The following is a 4,207-nucleotide window of genomic DNA, read 5'->3' on the forward strand; positions in this document are numbered from 1 at the left end:
GCGTAGGACTGTGCCGGCTCCGGAGCTCCGGCGCGGAAATCCGCCGGGAATTGGAAAAGCCTTCCACCGCGACTATTGGGGGATGCCGCGGTGGAAGGCTTGCTAGAAATATACCGTGAATGCGTCCAAATGTGAAACGCATTGCGGTTGAATTACGCCATCGTCAGGACAAATGGTGATTGTCCGTGAGGTGCCGGCTCAGGCCGGCCGCGGCTGCTGGACCGGAACAAAGACACGGGGCTGGTCCTTCCACGTGGGTTCCATGTCGGCAATCGTTTCGCGCATGATCTTGTTGGACGCCTCCCGGGCCGCCACCCCATTGCCCGAGGCGATCGACTCCGCCACATCCACGTGCCACTGCAGCGCCGAAGTCCGTGGATGGTCCGGCATCAGGCCGTGGACGGTGCGTCCGGTCAGCGTCTCGGCAACCTGGCCCACCATGTTGGCAAACATTTCATTGCCGGAACCGGTCAGCAGCAGCGAATGGAACTGGATGTCCAGATCCAGGAATTTTTGCACGTCCCCGGCCATGCCGGCCTCCCGCATGGCATAGGAGGTTTCCACCAGCTGGCTGCGGAGCTCGTCCGGGGCGTTGCCCGCGGCCAGTTCGGCGGCCACCGGCTCGACGGCGGTGCGCAGCTCGGCAAGGGAGCGCAGCTGTGCTCCGCGGCCCTCGCCGGCGAGGCGCCAGCGGATCACGAGCGGGTCGAAGGGGTTCCAGCGGCTGGCGGGCAGCACCCGGATACCCACGCGCTTGATGGTCTCGACCAGGCCGAGGGACTGCAGCACACGGACAGCCTCGCGGACCACCGAACGGGAGACCTTTAGCTCGTCCTCGAGGTGCTCGGCCAGCATTACGTGGCCGGCCGGGAGGTCGCCGGCGATGATACGGGTGCCCAGGTGCTCAATGGCGCGGTGATGGAGGCTGGTCGACATAGTCGTAAGCATAGTGGCGCTGGCCGCTGCTCCCGCGGCTACACCGCACCGGCCGACGTAAACATAGACTGTTTATGACGCGACGTATTCCGCCACGTGGGCGCTGCTTTCCAGCTGTCCGCGGAAATACATATGGTTTATCGACAGCCACCGTTTCCAAGAAGCGTGTTCCGCAGCAAGCGCGGGACGAACTGCACTCGATGCACAGAATGAATTGGAGTTTTGATGTCAGCACACATCGGTGTCACCGGCCTTGCGGTGATGGGGGCCAACCTGGCCCGGAACCTGGCTCGCAATGGCTTCACCGTTGCCCTGCACAACCGATCCGTGGAGAAGACCGACGCGCTCCTGGAGAAGCACGGCAAGGACGGTGATTTCGTCCGCACGGAAACCCTGCAGGAACTCGTCGACTCCCTGGAGAAACCGCGCCGGGTGCTGATCATGGTCAAGGCCGGCAAGCCCGTGGACTCCGTGATTGAGCAGCTCGAACCGCTGCTGGAGCCGGGCGACATCATCATCGACGCCGGCAACTCCCACTACGAGGACACCCGCCGCCGCGAGGCTGCACTGGCCAAGAAGGATCTGCACTTCGTCGGCATCGGTGTGTCCGGCGGCGAAGAGGGCGCCCTCAACGGCCCCTCGATCATGCCCGGCGGCTCCAAGGAGTCCTACGAGGCGCTCGGCCCGCTGCTGGAAAAGATCGCTGCCCACGTCGACGGCCAGCCCTGCTGCGCCTGGATCGGTACCGACGGCGCCGGCCACTTCGYCAAGATGGTCCACAACGGCATCGAATACGCCGACATGCAGGTCATCGGCGAGGCCTTCGACCTGTTGCGCTCCGGCGCGGGCCTCGAACCGGCCGAGCAGTCGAAGATCTTCGCCGAGTGGAACAAGGGCGAGCTCGCCTCGTTCCTGATCGAAATCTCCGCCGAGGTCCTCGGCCATGTGGACGCCAAGACCGGCAAGCCGTTCGTCGACGTCGTGGTGGACGCCGCCGGCCAGAAGGGCACCGGCCGCTGGACGGTCATCTCCGCCCTCGAACTGGGATCCCCGACGTCGGGCATCGCCGAATCTGTCTTCGCTCGCGCCCTGTCCTCCCAGTCGGAGCAGCGCAAGCTGGCCCAGGACCTGCTCGCCGGCGGGGAAGCCGCCGTCGAGGTCCCGGAGACCTTCGTCGAGGACGTCCGGCAGGCGCTGTACGCCTCCAAGCTGGTCTCCTACGCGCAGGGCCTGGACATGCTCACCTCCGCCGCCAAGGAGTACGGCTGGGACCTGAAGCTGGACGAGATCGCCTCGCTGTGGCGCGGCGGCTGCATCATCCGTGCTGAGCTGCTGAAGGAAATCACCAAGGCCTACGCGGCCGACGAGAAGCCCGCCAACCTGCTGTTCGCCCCGGCGTTCACGAAGGCCATTGGCGAGGTCCTGCCGGCGTGGCGCCGCGTGGTGGCCACCGCCGTGCAGCTCGGGATCCCGGTGCCGGTGTTCTCCTCCTCGCTGGCGTACTACGACGGCCTGCGCCGCAAGCGCCTCCCGGCCGCCGTGATCCAGGGACAGCGCGACCTGTTCGGCGCCCACACCTACGGGCGCATCGACACCGAGGGCACGTTCCACACCCTGTGGGGCGAGGACAAGTCCGAAATCGAGGCCGTGGACACGCACTAGACCACGCCGTCAGCGGTCCGGCGGCCGGYGCTTCCCGATACTGTGGGAGCGCCGGCCGTTCGCGTTTCCGGTCCAGGCACCCGCCAGGCGCCCCCACGCTGCCAACTTTCAAGGAGTCCGCTCATGACCCAGCCCGTCGCTTTTGTCACCGGGGCGTCCACCGGCATCGGCTACGAGGCCGCCCGGAAACTCGCCGCCCGCGGGTTCACCGTCTACGCCGGCGCCCGGCGGGTGGAGAAGATGGAGCCGTTGAAAGCCGACGGCGTCCGGACCCTGCCGCTTGACGTGACTGATGAGGCGTCAATGAGTGCCGCCGTCGGCCACGTCCTGGCAGCCCATGGCCGGATTGACGTCCTGGTCAACAACGCCGGCTACGGGTCCTACGGTTCGCTGGAGGAGGTTGCGCTGGAGGAGGGCAGGCGGCAGTTCGATGTCAACGTCTTCGGCCTGGCGCGTATGACGCAGCTGGTGTTGCCGGCGATGCGGGCCGCCGGCCGGGGCAGGATCATCAACATCTCCTCCATCGGCGGAAAGATGTACGAGCCGCTGGGTTCCTGGTATCACGCCACCAAGTTCGCCGTCGAGGGCCTCAGCGATTCCCTGCGGGTGGAGCTCAAACCGCATGGCATCGACGTGTCCATCATCGAACCGGGCGGAACCCAGTCGGAGTGGGGCGGTATCTCCGCCGAGGGGCTCCTGGCCAGCTCGGGGTCGGGACCCTACGCGGCGCAAGCCAGGGTAGTGGCTGCCGCGCTGGGTTCCACGGACGGGTCGGCGCTGTCCTCGCACCCGGCGGTCATCGCGGACGCGATCGTCCATGCCGCCACGTCCCCGCGACCCAGGACACGCTACCCGGTGGGTAAAGGGGCACGGGCGATCCTGCTGCTGCGCAGGCTGCTCCCGGACCGCGTCTTCGACGTCGTGCTCTGGAACATTTACAAGCGGTTCCCGGGGTAGGTGTAGACCTAGCGGGCGCGGGCGCCCGGCCCGGACCTCAAACCGGGCCCGGACCTCAACCCGGGCCCGGGGGAGCCGCCGGGCTCAGATCCGGTATTCGATCAGGTATTCCGCCGGGTCGACGGCGGGCTTGGTCTCGCGCTGGGCGTCCCGGTGCCGCCACGTGGCCGGCACCCCGGTGAGGATGGATTCGGCCGGCGCGTCCTTGACCACCACGGCGTTGGCGCCGATGGCGCTGTCCCGGCCGATTGTGATGGGGCCGAGGACCTTGGCGCCCGCGCCGATGACCACGCGGTCCTCGATGGTGGGGTGGCGTTTGATCTTGGCCAGCGAACGGCCGCCCAGGGTGACGCCGTGGTAGATCATCACGTCCTCGCCGATCTCGGCGGTCTCCCCGATCACCACACCCATGCCGTGATCAATGAAGAAGCGGCGGCCGATGGTGGCGCCGGGGTGGATCTCAATGCCGGTCAGGAAGCGGGCCAGCTGGGAGATCAGCCGCGCAGGGAAGCGCAGCGACGGGTTCTGCCAGAGCCGGTGCGTCACGCGGTGGGCCCAGATCGCGTGCAGGCCCGAGTAGGCAAAGAAGTTCTCAAAAGAACCTCGCGCCGCCGGGTCGTGGGACCGGGCGGCGTCGAGGTCTTCTTTCAGC

At 67.1% G+C, this 4,207-nt stretch carries 4 protein-coding genes; 2 read left to right on the forward strand and 2 right to left on the reverse strand.

Annotation, left to right across the window (positions count from 1 at the left end; translation table 11 throughout):
• Positions 1-198: 198 nt before the first annotated feature.
• Positions 199-936 (reverse strand): FadR/GntR family transcriptional regulator, encoded by a 738-nt coding sequence (locus AC1DHD_RS14610; protein ID WP_476880405.1) that lies wholly within the window; start codon positions 934-936, stop codon positions 199-201.
• A 225-nt stretch (positions 937-1,161) separates the two neighbouring features.
• On the opposite strand from AC1DHD_RS14610, the gene gndA reads away from it, so the two are divergent.
• Positions 1,162-2,598 (forward strand): NADP-dependent phosphogluconate dehydrogenase, encoded by a 1,437-nt coding sequence (gene gndA / locus AC1DHD_RS14615; protein WP_476880406.1) that lies wholly within the window; start codon positions 1,162-1,164, stop codon positions 2,596-2,598.
• A gap of 123 nt (positions 2,599-2,721) precedes the next feature.
• Positions 2,722-3,555, forward strand: a complete 834-nt coding sequence (locus AC1DHD_RS14620) for an oxidoreductase (protein WP_476880407.1) — start codon at positions 2,722-2,724, stop codon at positions 3,553-3,555.
• Between the two features lie 84 nt (positions 3,556-3,639).
• On the opposite strand, the gene epsC is transcribed toward AC1DHD_RS14620, so the two are convergent.
• Entirely contained in the window at positions 3,640-4,206 is a 567-nt protein-coding gene (gene epsC, locus AC1DHD_RS14625; RefSeq protein ID WP_476880408.1) for a serine O-acetyltransferase EpsC, read from the reverse strand.
• Position 4,207: the final 1 nt, after the last annotated feature.

Source organism: Arthrobacter sp. 05L45_2 (genome assembly GCF_056397525.1).